We start from the raw sequence: 13,945 nt of genomic DNA, 5'->3' as shown, positions 1-13,945 counted from the left end.
AGACCCGGTTTAATCATTGAGAACGCCCCCAAACACAATCCGGGCAGCGCAGGTCTGCCCGGCGCAGGCGCACCGATACTCGCCATCAAGTGACGCTCAACACCCCCTGCCCCCTGTTATCCCCCTTGACGGCTGCTATAATCCTGCGTCTTTCTATTTTTGCCTGATCTAAGCGGGCAGATCGAACCGCCAAAGGGTTATTGCTGTGAGCCAGAGTCGTCATAACGTCAAAACCTTTCAGGGTCTGATTGCCACCCTGCAAGAATACTGGTCCGATCAGGGCTGTGTTATCAACCAGCCACTGGATCTCGAAGTCGGTGCCGGTACTTTCCATGTACACACCTTTCTGCGCGCCATTGGCCCGGAAAACTGGAACTCGGCCTACGTCCAGCCCAGCCGTCGTCCCACCGATGGCCGTTATGGTGAAAACCCCAATCGTCTGCAGCACTACTACCAGTTTCAGGTGGTGATGAAGCCCAACCCGGCTGACTTTCAGGAAAAATACCTGGATTCCCTCAAGGCGCTGGGGATTGACCCGCTGGTGCATGACATCCGCTTTGTCGAAGACAACTGGGAATCCCCCACTCTGGGTGCCTGGGGTCTGGGTTGGGAAGTGTGGCTCAACGGGATGGAAGTGACCCAGTTCACCTACTTCCAGCAGGCCGGTGGGCTCGAATGTTATCCGGTCACGGGGGAGATCACCTACGGCCTCGAACGCATTGCCATGTACCTGCAAGAAGTCGATTCCGTTTACGACCTGGTCTGGACTTACGGCCCGGATGGCAAGGCCGTGACCTATGGCGACGTGTTCCACCAGAACGAAGTCGAGCAATCCGCTTACAACTTCGAACACGCCGATGTCGATTTCCTTTTCACCGCGTTTAACCAGTATGAAAAAGACTGTATCCGGCTGATCGACGTTGGCTTGCCGCTGCCCGCCTATGAGCAAGTATTAAAAGCCTCGCACACCTTCAATATGCTGGATGCCCGTGGCGCTATTTCGGTCACCGAGCGTCAAGGCTATATCCTGCGTGTCCGTACTCTGGCCCGTGCCGTCGCGCATGCCTATTTTAACAGTCGGGCCGAAAAAGGTTTCCCGTTGGCTGACGCAGGCCCACGGGCAGAAGTATTGGCCAAATATGAAGACGACAAGGCCCAGGCCGCAGAAAAAGCCGCCAAAACTGCTGCGAAAGCCGCAGAGAAAGCCGCTGCCAAGCAAGCCCAGGAGAAAAAATAATGAGCACCCGTGATTTTCTGGTCGAACTGGGTACCGAAGAACTGCCGCCAATGGCACTCAAAACCCTGTCTGAAGCCTTTGCCAATGGCATTGTCAGTGGCCTGAAAGACGCCGGACTGGACGCCAGTGACGTCGAGATATTTGCCGCACCGCGCCGGATGGCGGTACGTCTTGCCGAGCTGGCCGAAAAACAGGCCGACCAACAAGAAACCCTCTACGGCCCACCGGCCAAAATTGCCTACGATGCCGATGGCAACCTCACCAAAGCCGCTGCCGGTTTTGCCGCCCGTGCCGGAGTCGATGCCAGCGAATTGCAAACCGCGCCTGAATCAGCCGGTAAAAACGCAGGCAAGCTGATGATTCAGCGCACCATTTTGGGTAAAGACACCGTTGAGCTGCTGCCTGCCATCGTCCAGACCAGCCTCGACAAACTGCCCATTCCCAAGCGCATGCGTTGGGGTGCCTCACGGGTTGAATTCGTACGCCCGGTACAGTGGTTGGTCATGCTGTTTGGTAACGACGTGGTTGACGGCGAAGTCCTCACCCTGCAAGCCGGAAATACCTCCCGTGGCCACCGTTTCCACGCGCCCGGTGATGTGACCATTCACTCACCGGCTGAGTACGAAAGCGCCTTGCGAGCGGCCTACGTGATGGCCAGCTTTGCCGAACGCTCCGAGCTGATTGCCACACAAGTCAAAGCCGCAGGTGAAAAACTTGGCGGCGAAGCGGTGATCAGCGACGATTTGCTGGAAGAAGTCACCGCTCTCAACGAGTGGCCGGTAGCGCTCTCTGGTTCCTTCGACGAGAGCTTCCTCACCGTGCCCGCCGAAGCGCTGGTGTCATCCATGAAAGAACACCAGAAATACTTCCATGTGATGAAAGACGGTCAGCTGCTGAACAACTTCATCACCGTCGCCAACATCGAGTCGAAAGATCCGGCCCAGGTGATTTCCGGTAACGAAAAAGTGATTCGTCCACGTCTGGCCGATGCCAAATTTTTCTGGGATACCGACCGCAAGCAGCCACTGGAAAGCCGCTTTGCCAAGCTCGAAAACGTCGTCTGGGTCAACACCCTTGGCTCCATTGCCGACAAGGCTCGTCGCATCTCCACCCTGGGGCAAAAAATAGCCCGCGTTATGAACGCCGATACCGCACTGGTGGAACGTGCCGCCAGGCTGTGCAAAAACGACTTGGTCTCCAACATGGTGTTCGAGTTCACCGACCTGCAAGGGCTGGCGGGTAAATACTATGCGGAACACGACGGCGAACACGCCGACGTCGCAGCGGCCATGATCGAACAATACATGCCTGCCTTCGCCGGTGATGAACTGCCAGCCAGCGCCACTGGCACCGCCATTGCGCTGGCCGATCGGCTCGATTCACTGGTGGGCCTGTTTGGCATTGGCCAGTTGCCAACCGGCTCCAAAGACCCGTTTGCGCTGCGGCGGGCCTCACTGGGCGTGCTGCGCATTCTGGTGGAAAAGCAGATCAACATCGACCTGTCGGAACTGCTCGACTGGGCACTCGATAACAGCTGGGCCATTGAGCTGAAAGCCGAGACCAAGGCCACCCTGACCGAGTACCTGCTGGATCGCTTCAGCGCCTGGTATCAGGACGCCAATATTCCTGCCGAGGTCTTTCAGTCTGTCCGCGCCCTCGGCATTACCCACCCACTCGACATCGACCGTCGAGTCAAAGCGGTACACGCCTTCAGCCAGCTGGAATCTGCGGCAGCACTGGCGGCGGCCAACAAGCGGGTGGCCAATATTCTGGCCAAAAACAACGGCGACCAGGTCACCGCAAGCGTTGATGCCGCACTGCTGCAACAGGCGCAGGAAAAAGCCCTGTTCGAAGAAATGACCGGCCTCGCCGACCTGACCTCGCCACTACTGGCCAGAGGCGACTATCAAGGCGCATTAAATGCACTGTCGCAACTGCGCAACGTCGTGGACGAGTTCTTCGACAACGTTATGGTCATGGCTGACGACGACGCGATTAAAAACAACCGGCTGGCGCTGTTGAAACAGCTGCGCGCCATGTTTGTTGGTATCGCCGATATCGGCTTGCTGCAGGGCTGATACACTGTTTAGCGCCGCTTTCACGCGGTGCTGCCCAAATAAACGCCCGGCCAGTCCGGGCGTTATAGTGCTTGAGCCTTGCGCCCCATCTGTCTCAGGTCATTCCAAGATCAATAACCAACGCTCGCTATCGGCGCTAGTGCCTTCCGGATCAGGCAATTTCTGGCGGCCAGACAACCAGCGCGGCGCGAACAAACGACAGGCCGACGCCGTGGTCACCGCCAGCATCAAATGATCAAACCTCAGGCTCCAGCAGATAGAGCCGGAGTGGTGAAAACTCGCAGCTTTCTCCAACCTACTGGCTGCTGATGCTTCCCCGCCGTCAGTCGCGACAAGCAGTAATCTCATCTTGCCAAACTCCGCCAGATCAATGCCCCGGCCTTGCTGCTTTACCCCACTTTCATAACAGCACCACCAGCGATACCACTCTCTCAGCCGTTGCACCTCAGGCAGTACCTGCCAGCGCTGTTGCAGTGCTGGCGAGCCGTACGATTCCACCATATCGGCCAGCGCTGCTCGGGGTTTGATCTGTTCGATATCAACCCCGACCGGGCCTACCGCAATTGCACAGGCAAACCAGTCACCGCTGTGTGACAACGACACACCGATGTGTTGATAACCATCATTCGAGAGCCACAAGCGACCGCTGTCACGCTGCTCCACCTGCCACTGCAGTGGTGTTCCACCAAGATATTCACTCAAAGCCAGCCGCAACAGGTAATGACCATATAAAAAACTCTGCTGTCGACGTACAGCCCCCAGTTGCTGCAAACGCCGCTGTTCCGATGGCGTTAGCCAGTCGTGGGGGGAAGGAGGTGAAATAGCTGATGATTCAGCCAACAGCAGCCAACAGGGTGCAGAATCGGGGTTAGCAGTCATGACCTTATTTGTCGAAAAAATAGTCGAATGGATGGTTTGCGCCAGTCACGGCGCTTGCCTGACGATGTTTGGCCAATACAATACGCGGCCAATTATATGGATGAGAGTGTTCCGTGTCTGGTATCAATTTCAGCATCAGGGATTGGGCAGTCTGGATGCCAGCAGAAGCCGCCGATGAGCAACCGCATCGGCTTGATACGCTGGCGCTGGGGCTGATTCCTGCAATGATGCGTCGGCGTCTCGGCGAGCAAGGCAAGCTGGTAGTGTCGGTTTGCTCGGCACTGGTTGAGCACCAGCCGGTGATGCCGATGGTGTTCTGCAGCCGTCACGGGGAAATCCGCCGCTCGATTGAACTGCTGTCCGCATTGATTGCCGGTGAACCGGCCTCTCCCATGGCTTTCAGCCTGTCGGTACACAATGCGGTGAGTGGCATGTTGTCGATTGCGACCGGTAATACATCCAATATCAGTGCCATCGCCGCCGGGCCGGATAGCTTCGTCAACGCGCTGACCGAAGCCGCCATGATGCTGGCCGATTCTGGCACCGACACGGTACTCTGTGTGGTTCACGATCTGCCACTGCCCGAGCTGTATCAGGGCAGCTGCATGGATCCACCCGCACCCTACGCCATCGCCATGTTGCTGGAGCAACCTGGCGCGCACTCCTATCGTATCGACTTTACTGCCGGATCAGGCCAGACACGTCCAATATTGGCACAGCTGGCGGATGTCTGTGCGCTCCTGAGCGGGAAAATATCCTGCTTGCCACTCGCCTCCGCCGCGATTGAATGCCAGCAGGCGCAACCATGATGCCTTGGCTGAGCCGCCTTTGGCGCACCCTGGCAACGGCGTTTTGCTTTGCCATGTTTGGCATCGGGGGAGTGCTGATTGCGCTGCTGGTCAGCCCCTTGCTGCTGTTGCTGGTACGCAACCGCCAACAGCGCCAGTGCCTTGGCAAACGATTGGTCAGCAACGCCATGTATGCCTTTATTGTGCTGATGCGGGTGACTGGCGTCATGACTTATCGTGTCCGTAATGTCGAGTGGTTACAGCAGACCGGACAACTGATTCTGGCGAATCATCCGTCTCTGATTGATACCATTTTCCTGATTGCCTTTGCCCGCAACGCGGACTGTGTGGTGAAAGGCAAGCTGCTGCGAAATCCGTTTACCTGGGGGCCCATCAAGTTGACCGGATATATTGCCAACAGTACACCGGAGCAGGTCATCGAGGCCGCCGGCGAATCCTTCCGCCGTGGTAATAACCTGATTCTGTTTCCGGAAGGCACCCGTACTGTCGCTGGCCAACCGGTGGTACTGAAACGCGGTGCGGCCAATATCGCCATCAAGACCGCCACGGATATCCGCCCGGTATTGATCCGTTGCGAGCCAGTGGCACTGACCAAAGAGATCAAATGGTATCAGGTACCGCCACGCAAGGTCTGTATGACCCTCGACGTCCAGCCGCTGCTTTCGGTCAGCCAGTACATCAACTCGGACAATCCCTCCATGGCCGCCCGCGCACTGACCTGCGACCTGGAACACTTTTTTAACGCGGCGGTATACACTGCGCCCTCCGGGGCTACAGCAGCAGTTCAAGCCAATACCGCTCTCCAACACGTAAAGTAGGACGCTCTCTTCATGAACAGAGAAGAAATTACCAGTCACATAACCCGCGTTATGTGTGAGCTGTTTGGACTCCAGCAAGATGCAATCACCATGGACGCCAGACTCTACGAAGACCTGGATATCGACAGCATTGATGCGGTCGACCTGGTGGTGGAAATGAAACGCATCACCGGCAAGAAAATCAATCCGGAAGACTTCAAGGCCGTCCGCACCGTGGGTGACGTAGTAGACGCAGTTGAAGGCCTGTTCGGACACTGACTGATGGTGACGATGCGAGCCTGGGCATGAAGCTGTTCTTCACCATCAGCATGGTTGTACTGTCGGTCTGTTATCCGCTAGCGGTATATTTTGGCCTGCAGTATTTCAGCAGCCGTTATCTGGCGTTGTTATTACTGACGCTAGGTATCGCCCGCAGCCTGACCAACGAAACAGCCAGCAGCGCTGGTCGCTGGATGATGGTGGCCATGCTGGTGCTGTTGGCGGGCTGGACCTGGCTGGCGGATTCCGACCTCGGGCTCAAGCTTTATCCGGTGCTGATCAGCCTGAATCTGCTGCTGTATTTTGGCTGGAGCCTGCGTGGCCCGCAAACCGTGGTCGAACGTCTGGCGCGCCTGCAAGACCCCGAGCTGCCCGCCAGCGCGGTGGCCTACACCCGCCAGGTTACCAAGGTCTGGTGCGGATTTTTTCTGGTCAATGGCAGTATCGCCCTCTGGACAGTCGTCGATGGCAACGATGAAATCTGGACGCTTTATAACGGACTGATTTCCTATCTGCTGATGGGAACACTCATGGCGGCTGAACTGCTGGTTCGCCGCCACGTAAAACGGACACAACATGGTTGATTCTTTTTTGCGCTTCGAGCAGCGCTTTTACCTCCCCGCACACCCGGGGCAGTGTCTGTTTACCGGCCCCGATGGCCAACACAGCGTCGCTGACTGGCTGCAGCGGGTGGCCGACTGGCAGGTGACACTTGATCGGGTAGTGGCACAACAGCCCGGCTTCCGCCGTTGTGCGGTGTACCACAACGACCTGGCCGAATTCAGCGCGATTCTGATGGCGCTCTGGAGTCGGGGCCTGGTTGCCTGCGTGCCAGGCGCCAATACGCCGGGCACCAGCACGGCGCTGTCCCCCCTGGTCGACGCCTTTGCCGGTGAATTTGGCGACAGCGCCAAACCCTTGCTGGAAGCCACTGCTGGTTTGGGCCAGCAACCACTGCAGGCCTTGTCCGAAGCGCTGGATTATTCATCCGTATTATTGGAAATTTTCACCTCCGGTTCTTCTGGTGAACCCCAGGCCATTCCCAAAACCTTGCGCCAGATGGCCGCCGAAGTGACCGTTATTGAGGGCTTGTGGGGCGCTCTGATGCAGCGCCATTGCGCCCTTGGCACGGTCAGCCATCATCATATCTACGGCATTCTCTATCGGCTGTTATGGCCACTGGCCAGCGGTCTGCCCATGTGGACCCATACCTGTGCCTTTATCGAAGACGTCGCTGCCGCTATTACGATCTGTGGCGACTGTTTTATGGTCAGCAGCCCAACCCATCTGTCGCGCTTGCCGGACGCTTTTGACTGGCAACCGATCCGCCAGCATTGCACCTTGGTGTTAAGCTCGGGCGCACCGCTGCCCGCCAGCGCCAGCCTGGCAACCCATGCTGCGATCGGCGTTGATGTTGCCGAAATTTTTGGCAGCTCCGAAACCGGCGGTATCGCCTAGCGACGCCAGCATAATCCGGCACATACCCAGTGGACACCCGTGCCCGGCGTTGACGTCAGGGTCGATGCCGACAGCCAGTGCTTGCAGATTCGCTCGCCTTATCTGCAACAGGATGACTGGTACGCCACCAGCGACCGGGTAGAAATCGGCCCGGATCAGAGTTTTACCCTGATCGGCCGGGTCGACAAGATCGTCAAGGTCGAAGGCAAGCGCCTGTCGCTGACGGCGATGGACAACCAGCTGTTTACCCATCCGCTGATCAGCGCCGCCCGCTCGCTGGTGCTGCAATCCCGGCGCGTCGAAGTGGCGGCAGTGATCTGCCTGTCTGCTGCAGGTCTGGCCTATCTGGAGACGCAAGGTCGCAAGGCCTTGATTGATACCCTCCGCCATCATCTGCTCGACCATGTTGAGCGACCGCTGCTGCCACGGCGCTGGCGTATTGTGCTGGCGCTGCCATGCAACTCCCAGGGGAAAACCCTGCAACAGGATCTGCTTGAGCTGTTTGCCAGCCGCCCCGACCAGCCGGTTATTTTGACCGAACGGTTGCACCACGATGCACTGACGCTGGATCTGCAGATACCGGCCGACCTGCAATATTTTGTTGGTCATTTTCCCCGGCATCCGATTCTGCCGGGCGTTGTCCAGATCGACTGGGCCAGCCGCTTTGGCCGCCATTATCTGGCAGTGCAGGGCGCATTTTGCGGTATGAAAAATATCAAATTTGTTAACCCGATCCTGCCTGGTGATCACATTACCCTGACCCTGTCGCTCAAGAACCGGGACGACAGTGGCGATGTTGCTTTCGCTTATCGTCAGGGTGACAAGATCAACGCCAGTGGTGTGATCAGCTTTGCTGGCTCGACTGCGACTTAACAACAAGGACAGGCCGTACTGACTATGGTTACCTTTAATGGCTCACGCCTGACGATTGAAAACATCTGTGCTATTGCCCGGCAAAACAGCCCGGTCGAGCTGGATCAGGCGCTGGAATTCCGCCAGCGGATCCAGCGTGGCAGCCAGTTCCTCGACCGGCTGCTGGCCGAAGACGGTGAAATTTACGGGGTCACCACCGGTTATGGCGACAGCTGTACTGTCACGATTCCACCGGAGCTGGTGGCCGAGCTGCCCAGACACCTGTACACCTTTCACGGCTGTGGCATGGGCGCGATACTGCCGCTTGAAAGCGGTCGGGCGGTACTGGCAACCCGGCTGGCATCCCTGTGCCGGGGCTTTTCAGGAGTATCCATTGAGCTGCTGGAGCAACTCGAACGGCTGTTACACAATGACATTGTGCCGCTGATTTCGGAAGAAGGTTCCGTCGGTGCCAGCGGCGACCTGACGCCGTTGTCCTACGTAGCGGCAGTCCTCTGTGGCGAACGTGAAGTCTATTATCAGGGCGAAGTACGACCAACCGCCGAGGTATTTGCCGAACGGGCTATCCAGCCGCTGACATTACGGCCGAAAGAAGGTCTGGCGATTATGAACGGCACCGCCGTCATGACCGCCCTGGCCTGTCAGGCGTTCAGTCGTGCCCGTTATCTGGAAGCCGTGGCGACGCGGATTACCGCGCTGGCGACCATTGCCGCCAAAGGCAACGCCCACCATTACAATGACATTCTGTTCAGCGCCAAGCCTCACCCTGGCCCGCAAAAGGTCGCCCGCTGGCTACGGGGCGATCTGGAAGCCGGTACGCCACCCCGCAACCCGGATCGCCTGCAAGACCGTTACTCGCTGCGCTGTGCCCCGCACGTGATTGGCGTGTTAAGCGAGACTCTGGACTGGAACCGCAGCCTGATCGAAAACGAGCTCAACAGCGCCAACGACAACCCCATCATTGACGGCGACAACGAGCTGGTATTACACGGCGGCCACTTCTACGGTGGCCATATCGCCATGGCGATGGACACCCTCAAAACCGCCGTCGCCAATATTGCCGATTTGCTCGACCGTCAATTGGCAATGCTGGTCGATACCAAGTTTAACCACGGTTTGCCTGCCAATCTGTCCGGTGCGAAAGGCCCACGCCAGGCCATCAGCCACGGCTTCAAGGCGGTGCAAATTGGTGTCTCCGCCTGGACCGCCGAAGCACTCAAGCACACCATGCCGGCCAGCGTGTTCTCACGCTCGACCGAATGCCATAACCAGGACAAGGTCAGCATGGGCACCATCGCCGCGCGCGACTGCCTGCGGGTATTACAGCTGACCGAGCAAGCGGCGGCAGCCTGTTTGATCGCTGCCGTACAGGGGCTGGAATTGCGTATTCGGGCTGGAGAGGTCAACACAGACAGCCTGTCTGCCAGTATCAGCGCGACGATAGATGCCGTACGCTCAGTCAGTCCCTTGCTGCTGGAAGACCGCGCACTGGAACAGGAACTGCGCGACATGGTATGCGCCCTGCAACAACAGCGCTGGCCGCTGTACGAGAGTCGCTCATGATCCGTGCTGCCGTTGATATTCAGGTGCCGTTCCACGACGTCGATATGATGAACGTGGTCTGGCACGGCCATTACGCCAAGTATCTGGAAATTGCCCGTTGTGCGCTGCTCGACAAGATCGGCTACAACTACACCGAAATGAAAGCCTCCGGCTACGCCTGGCCGGTGATCGACCTGCATATTCGCTACCCTGGCCCGGCCTGCTTTGACGAAACCATCACGGTCACTGCAACGCTGACCGAGTGGGTCAACTGCCTCAAGATTGGTTATGAAATCCGCAATAAAGCCAGTGGCAAACGCCTGACCAAAGCCACCACCACCATGGTGGCCGTCGATATCGCGACCCAAACCATGTGTTTTGAATCTCCTCAGGTCATGATCGACAAGGTAACCGCCCACTTATGATTCGTTCGCCTCGCATGCTGGCCTGCCTGGTGCTGCTGGGTGCCATCGCCACCAGTCACAGCCAGGCGCAATCGCTCAGCCAGGCCGACCTTGCCCGTATTCTGACACCCACCGATGAATTGCAGGGCCAGTTTGAGCAGGACAAATACCTGACCATTCTGCCGCGCCCATTACACTCCAGTGGCCAGTTCCACTATCAGCGCCAGCAAGGTCTTGAATGGATAATCGAACAACCGATAGCCAGCAAAGTGATGATCAGCGAGCACGGTATCTCCCAAACCCAGGGTGGTGAAGTGGTCTGGCAAAGTGATGCCAACAGCGCCCAGACGGCCACCGTAGCCAACCTGCTGGCGGCGATTTTTGCCGGTGATCTGGCCACCTTGCAAGCCACCTTTGCCATCACGGGTATCCAGGTCAGCGAAACCAATGGCTGGGATTTACAGCTGACCCCCAAAAGCGATGTCTTGATGTCGTTTTTTTCCCGCATCGATATGACCGGCACCACCCACCTGCAAGGTCTGACCTTGCACGAGCCAAAAGGCGACCGGACCGAAATCCGCCTGGAGGTCAGCGGCGATGCCAGCGCAGCTGAATAAGCCACTGCATCCGGCATCGTACCGACCGTTACTGGCCTGGTTACTGCTGATGGCCGTGGCCATCGTGATACTGGCCTGGCAGTTCCACCGTGGCATACAGTTCGATACCAGTATCCTGTCGTTACTGCCCGATGAGCACAACAGTGCTGCTGAATCCTTCGCCAACAACCGCATCGCCAGCAATGCCTCACAACGGCTGATCCTGCTGGTATCCGGTGAGCGGGCCAGCAGTCTTGTCGCAGCGGAGCAATTACAAACAGCATTACAAGACTCCGGCCTGTTTGCCCGCGTTGAAGGCAAAACCGACGCCACTCAGCTCAGCCAGCTGCTTGATCAACTGTTCGACTGGCGTTACTACCATCTGACCGCCGTCGATCGTGCCAAATTGCAACAATCACACCAAGTGCAAGAGTCCAGCCTGTTGCAAGAACCCAGCCTATTGGTGAGTGCGGCCATCAGCCGCCTGTACTCACCGCTGGGAGGCGCGCTGACCCGGCATCTGGTCGACGATCCACTGCAACTGCTGGATCACTGGCGCGAGCAAGCCTTACCGAATCAGGGCATCAGCCTGCAAGACGACTGGCCCACCCGTGTTGAACCAACGCCAATGGGCCAGCACTGGCACCGGATTGTGCTGGCAGAGCTGAATGGCAGCCCGTTTGACATGGGTTACCAGCGTCAGCTCAGTGAGTTGCTCCAGCGGCTGAACAATACGATTCATGGCCTCAGTTATACCGGTCTGATTGTTCATGCCACCTACGGTGCCAATCAGGCGCAACATGAAATCTCGACCATCGGCGTGGTGTCATTGCTGGGGATTGTGCTGTTGATGCTGCTGGTGTTCCGGCGTCCATCCTATTTGCTGCTGGTGTTTATGCCACTGCTGTTTGGTTGCCTGCTGGCCATGGCCACCTGCCTGCTGATATTTGACCGGGTGCATATAATCACCCTGGCGTTTGGTGCCAGCCTGGTCGGCGTTGCCATCGACTATTCGCTACATTTTCTTTGTCATCGGCTGGAGCAACCAATACCAACGCCTGGCACAGCCGCCGCCCGCGACCCGGTTACCGGTGCCATTACCCTCGGCATGCTCTCCAGCGTCCTGGCCTACCTGGCACAGGCCGCAGCCCCCTTTCCCGGTTTGCAGCAAATGGCGGTCTTTTCCGCCGCCGGGCTGGTAGGCGCTTGGCTAACGGTGATGGGGCTGCTGCCCTGGCTGACCCGACGTATGCCAGCCAACCCGGATTTGAGCTGGTTGCTGCACCGGCTGGCCGCCATTCGCAGCCATTGGCCCCGTATTCATCAACCCGGAGTCGCCATACTGCTGACGCTGCTTGCCTTGCTGGCGCTGTGGCAGCTGCCCAAATTAGCGTTTGACGACAGCCTGGTTAGGTTACAAACCTCGCCCGTCAGCCTGCTACAAAACGACCAGCGTATTAATCAGCTCGCGGGCGGTGCTTCGTGGGCCAGATACCTGCTGCTATCCGGTGACTCCGCCGAACAATTACTGCAGCACAGCGACGCCCTGCGTGACCCGCTTGAGCAACTGCTCAGTCGGAATCCTGGCCTGCACTACCACAGCGTCAGCCAGCAACTGGCATCACAGCAACAACAACGGGCGGACTACCAGCAGCAGGTGACTACCGTCTATGCCAGCGGCGGCCTGCTAGAGCAGTTTGCCAAGCAGTTGGGGGCCGTTGAAATCAGCCGTTCTGCGCGGGCGGATTTTGCCAACCGCGCCAACCTGCCGATCACTCCAGAACACTGGCTGGCCTCAGCCTTCAGTGCCAGCAGCCGGCATTTGTGGCTGGGAGAATTCGGCGGGCGCTTTTATGCCGTGGTGAATTTTTCCGGCACGGTGCCCGCCAACCTGGTCGAGCAGCTGCAACCACTGCTGCAAGATGCCCATCGCTCTGACTGGCTGCAGCTGGTGGATCGCCCGGCGGCCATTGGCAAGGTGCTGAATCACTACCGCCATAACATGGGCTGGTGGCTCGCCGCCGCGTATGCCGCCGTACTGCTCTTGCTGGCGCTGCGCTACCGTCTGACGGCCTGGCGTATTCTGGCCGGACCGGCGCTGGCCAGCGTGCTGACGCTGAATCTGCTGGCGCTGCTGGGTATGCAGCTGACGCTGTTTAACCTGCTGGCGCTGCTGCTGGTACTGGGTATTGGTATGGATGCCGGCATCTTCCTGCTCAACAGTCGTAACAGTCTCTACACCTGGCTGGCGGTAGCGATGTCAGCACTCACTACCTTGCTGGCCTTTGGCTTGCTGGCACTGTCGCAAACTCCAGTGCTGATGTATTTTGGCGCAACCGTGCTGTGCGGGGTCATTCTGGTGTGGTTGTTAACCCCGGTATTTACCCTGGAAGATCAGCATGCCTAACCTCATGCAGCGGATGTTGAAGCCACTGGCGCTACTCTCGCTGACCTGTTTGGTGCTGTTGTCTGGCTGCAGCTTGCTGACGTTCCGCCCCGACCGCTTGCAGCCGCCGTTGTTACCACCGGCCGATTTCCCCTTCAACGGCCAGTTTACCCAGGTGGTAAGCGCTGACGATGAACCAGCCAAAGCCATGCTGGCCAGCTGGTCGGTACAGCAAGGTGTGCTGGTGCTGGTGGCGCTGACGGCCACCGGGCAGGAGTTGCTGCGCGTTCGTTACGACGGTCAGCAACTGGAGGAAAAACGCTCACCGCTGCTGCCGCAACAGCTCCAAGCACATACCATACTGGCGCAGATTCAGCTGGCCTACTGGCCACTGGCCAGCATTCGTACCACCCTGGCCGGAACCGGCTGGTCGTTACAGGCGCTGCCAGGTGTGCGCCGCTTATATTATGATGCGCACCTGGTGTATGAATTCAAGGCGGTAACGGCGCAGTCCGAAGCCGCTGACAGCTTCTGGACACCGCTGCTGATCGAGATACCTGACCTGCAGCAGCGGATCAGAATTGACACTCTGGAAATGGATAAGTAG

14 protein-coding genes are annotated in these 13,945 nt (G+C 58.1%); 13 read left to right on the top strand and 1 reads right to left on the bottom strand.

Annotation, left to right across the window (positions count from 1 at the left end):
* The first annotated feature begins 205 nt into the window (after positions 1-205).
* Positions 206-1,237, top strand: coding sequence for a glycine--tRNA ligase subunit alpha (gene glyQ / locus SOJ49_RS00155; RefSeq protein ID WP_369856222.1), 1,032 nt, complete (start codon positions 206-208; stop codon positions 1,235-1,237).
* Entirely contained in the window at positions 1,237-3,315 is a 2,079-nt protein-coding gene (glyS, locus tag SOJ49_RS00150) for a glycine--tRNA ligase subunit beta (protein WP_369856221.1), read from the top strand. Before glyQ ends, glyS begins: the two co-directional genes overlap by 1 nt.
* A gap of 99 nt (positions 3,316-3,414) precedes the next feature.
* Here glyS and SOJ49_RS00145 read toward each other — a convergent pair whose 3' ends face one another.
* Positions 3,415-4,194: a 4'-phosphopantetheinyl transferase superfamily protein gene (locus SOJ49_RS00145; RefSeq protein ID WP_369856220.1), complete on the bottom strand. Its 780-nt coding sequence runs from the start codon at positions 4,192-4,194 to the stop codon at positions 3,415-3,417.
* A gap of 113 nt (positions 4,195-4,307) precedes the next feature.
* Between SOJ49_RS00145 and SOJ49_RS00140 the strand changes: the two genes are divergently transcribed.
* The 11 genes from SOJ49_RS00140 to SOJ49_RS00090 are packed head-to-tail and all read left to right on the top strand — an operon-like array spanning position 4,308 to position 13,945.
* Complete coding sequence (locus SOJ49_RS00140) at positions 4,308-5,003, top strand: beta-ketoacyl synthase chain length factor (protein WP_369856219.1); 696 nt, start codon at positions 4,308-4,310, stop codon at positions 5,001-5,003.
* The gene (locus SOJ49_RS00135; protein ID WP_369856218.1) at positions 5,000-5,821 is read left to right on the top strand and encodes a lysophospholipid acyltransferase family protein; all 822 of its coding nucleotides are present in this window, start codon (positions 5,000-5,002) and stop codon (positions 5,819-5,821) included. Before SOJ49_RS00140 ends, SOJ49_RS00135 begins: the two co-directional genes overlap by 4 nt.
* A 12-nt stretch (positions 5,822-5,833) precedes the next feature.
* The gene (locus SOJ49_RS00130; RefSeq protein WP_369856217.1) at positions 5,834-6,079 is read left to right on the top strand and encodes an acyl carrier protein; all 246 of its coding nucleotides are present in this window, start codon (positions 5,834-5,836) and stop codon (positions 6,077-6,079) included.
* A 26-nt stretch (positions 6,080-6,105) separates the two neighbouring features.
* A complete protein-coding gene (locus tag SOJ49_RS00125) occupies positions 6,106-6,663 on the top strand; it encodes a hypothetical protein (RefSeq protein ID WP_369856216.1) in 558 nt (185 codons plus the stop codon).
* Positions 6,656-7,537 carry an AMP-binding protein gene (locus SOJ49_RS00120; protein WP_369856215.1) on the top strand — a complete coding sequence of 294 codons (882 nt, stop codon included), beginning with the start codon at positions 6,656-6,658 and terminating at the stop codon, positions 7,535-7,537. Before SOJ49_RS00125 ends, SOJ49_RS00120 begins: the two co-directional genes overlap by 8 nt.
* A 39-nt stretch (positions 7,538-7,576) precedes the next feature.
* Positions 7,577-8,410 carry a hypothetical protein gene (locus SOJ49_RS00115; protein WP_369856214.1) on the top strand — a complete coding sequence of 278 codons (834 nt, stop codon included), beginning with the start codon at positions 7,577-7,579 and terminating at the stop codon, positions 8,408-8,410.
* Between the two features lie 24 nt (positions 8,411-8,434).
* Entirely contained in the window at positions 8,435-9,973 is a 1,539-nt protein-coding gene (gene hutH, locus SOJ49_RS00110) for a histidine ammonia-lyase (RefSeq protein WP_369856213.1), read from the top strand.
* Positions 9,970-10,377 (top strand): acyl-CoA thioesterase, encoded by a 408-nt coding sequence (locus SOJ49_RS00105; RefSeq protein ID WP_369856212.1) that lies wholly within the window; start codon positions 9,970-9,972, stop codon positions 10,375-10,377. Before hutH ends, SOJ49_RS00105 begins: the two co-directional genes overlap by 4 nt.
* Positions 10,374-10,973, top strand: coding sequence for an outer membrane lipoprotein carrier protein LolA (locus tag SOJ49_RS00100; protein ID WP_369856211.1), 600 nt, complete (start codon positions 10,374-10,376; stop codon positions 10,971-10,973). The genes SOJ49_RS00105 and SOJ49_RS00100 overlap by 4 nt, the downstream gene beginning before the upstream one ends.
* A complete protein-coding gene (locus tag SOJ49_RS00095; protein WP_369856210.1) occupies positions 10,954-13,359 on the top strand; it encodes an MMPL family transporter in 2,406 nt (801 codons plus the stop codon). Before SOJ49_RS00100 ends, SOJ49_RS00095 begins: the two co-directional genes overlap by 20 nt.
* Complete coding sequence (locus tag SOJ49_RS00090) at positions 13,352-13,945, top strand: DUF3261 domain-containing protein (RefSeq protein WP_369856209.1); 594 nt, start codon at positions 13,352-13,354, stop codon at positions 13,943-13,945. The genes SOJ49_RS00095 and SOJ49_RS00090 overlap by 8 nt, the downstream gene beginning before the upstream one ends.

The sequence above is a fragment of the Candidatus Thalassolituus haligoni genome, from assembly GCF_041222825.1.
GTDB lineage: Bacteria > Pseudomonadota > Gammaproteobacteria > Pseudomonadales > Oceanobacteraceae > Oceanobacter > Oceanobacter antarcticus.
Note: the sequence above shows the minus strand (reverse complement) of the source record. Positions and strands in the feature narration are given on the sequence as shown.